Annotated in this window: 2 protein-coding genes; one reads left to right on the top strand and one right to left on the bottom strand. The window is 72.3% G+C overall.

All coding sequences use genetic code 11. The features are described from left to right. A partial coding sequence (locus AC1D15_RS31155; protein WP_477829082.1) for a LysR family transcriptional regulator occupies positions 1 to 692 on the bottom strand: 692 nt, incomplete at its 3' end. Positions 693 to 827: 135 nt separating this feature from the next. On the opposite strand from AC1D15_RS31155, the gene AC1D15_RS31150 reads away from it, so the two are divergent. Further along, positions 828 to 1,628, top strand: an 801-nt coding sequence (locus AC1D15_RS31150) for a DMT family transporter (RefSeq protein WP_477829081.1), incomplete at its 3' end; no start/stop codon positions are given.

Here is a 1,628-nt window from a genome sequence, read left to right as displayed (position 1 = left end):
ACCATGCTCCGCACCACGCCCTCGGTGCTCGCCGACGCGCCTGCCTGGTACTCGCGGCCGCCGGCGGCGAACAACGCGTCGATGTGGGTGCGCAGCACGCAGCCGTCCGGGGTGCCGATCCACGGCTGCGTCATCAGGTCGGCCAGCGACGGCTCCGGATGGGCCGCCGCAAAGGCCGGCGGAAGCGCCACCACCAGGTCGACCGTCGAAAGCCGCTGCACCTGCACGCCAGGCACCTCTTCGTGGTCGGTCATCACGTAGGCACAGTCGAGTTCGCCGCGCTGCAGCGCGAGCAGCATCTCCGACGACAGCCCTTGCTGCAATTGCAGCGTGACCTGCGGGTTGCGCTGCGCGAGCCGCAGCAGCGCATCGCCCAGGCGCAGCGCGATCGGGTCGCTGACGGTGCCGAAGCGCACCACGCCCTGGGCCGCGCCGCGCAGCTGCGCCGCGGCCGACCGCATCCGCCCGGCCGAGGCCAGCGTGCGTTCGGCGTCGTCGAGCAGCCGGCGGCCCTCTTCGGTCAGGCCCATGCCGCGCGGCGTGCGGTCGAACAGGCGCACGCCGAGTTCGTCCTCCAGCGCCTTGATCTGCGCGCTGACCGCCGGCGGGCTCGTGAACACGCGCTCGGCGGCGCGCGTCAGGTTGCCCTCCTGCGCGACCGCGACGAAGGTCTTCAGTTGATACAGCTCCATGACAGCGGATTGTGGCCAGCGGCYGCGCGGCTGTCAGTTCGCATTTCCTGAGGCCCTGCTCCGAATTGGCGAATGGCCGTGCAGGCGCTGGCTGCCGAGACTGGCGGCATCGCATTCGATCTGCCGGAGCCCGCCATGACCTTCTCCCGTTCTCCCGCCGTCGGCATGGCCGGGCTGCTGCTTGCCACCACGGCCTGGGGCAGCCTGTTCCTCGCCAGCAAGCCGGTGCTGCCGCACGTCGACCCGGTGTGGTTCACGCTGCTGCGCTACAGCATCGCGACGCTCGGCTTCATGCTGGTGCTGCGGCTGCGCGGGCCGCTGCCGTGGGGGGCGCTGCGGCAGCATGGCTGGCGGCTGGCCGGGCTCGGCTTCGTCGGCTACGGCGTGTTCAGCGCGATGGTGCTGGTCGGGCTCGCGCATTCGGTGCCGTCCCACGGCGCGGTGATCATGGCGACGATGCCGATCACGACCCAGCTGGTGCGCTGGGCGCTCGACGGCCAGCGGCCGGGCCGCGCTGCGATCGGCAGCACGCTGCTGGCGCTGCTCGGCGTGGTGATGGTGTCGGGCGCGCTGACCCGGCACGGCGACACATCGCACGCATCGACGCTGGCCGGCGACCTGACGGCCTTCGCCGGCACGCTCGGCTGGATCGCCTACACGCGCGGCGCGGCGCGCCTGCCCGAGCTCGACGTGATCAGCTTCAGTGCGCTGAGCGCGCTGGCCTCGTGGCCGCTGCTGTGCGCCGCGACGCTGCTGCTCGCGGCGTTCGGGCTCGCGCCGGTCCCGAGCGCCGCGGCGGCCTGGAACGCATGGCCGGCCCTGGTCTACATCGGCCTGGTGCCGACGGTGTTCGGGGTGCTGGCCTACAACTTCGGCGTCAGGCAGCTGGGCGTGGTGACCGGCACCGCGTTCCTGAACTTCGTTCCGGTGTCGGTG

It is taken from the genome of Rhizobacter sp. P2_H2 (genome assembly GCF_056403375.1).
The sequence above is the reverse complement of the archived record's forward strand: the minus strand, read 5'-3'. Positions and strand labels throughout refer to the sequence as shown.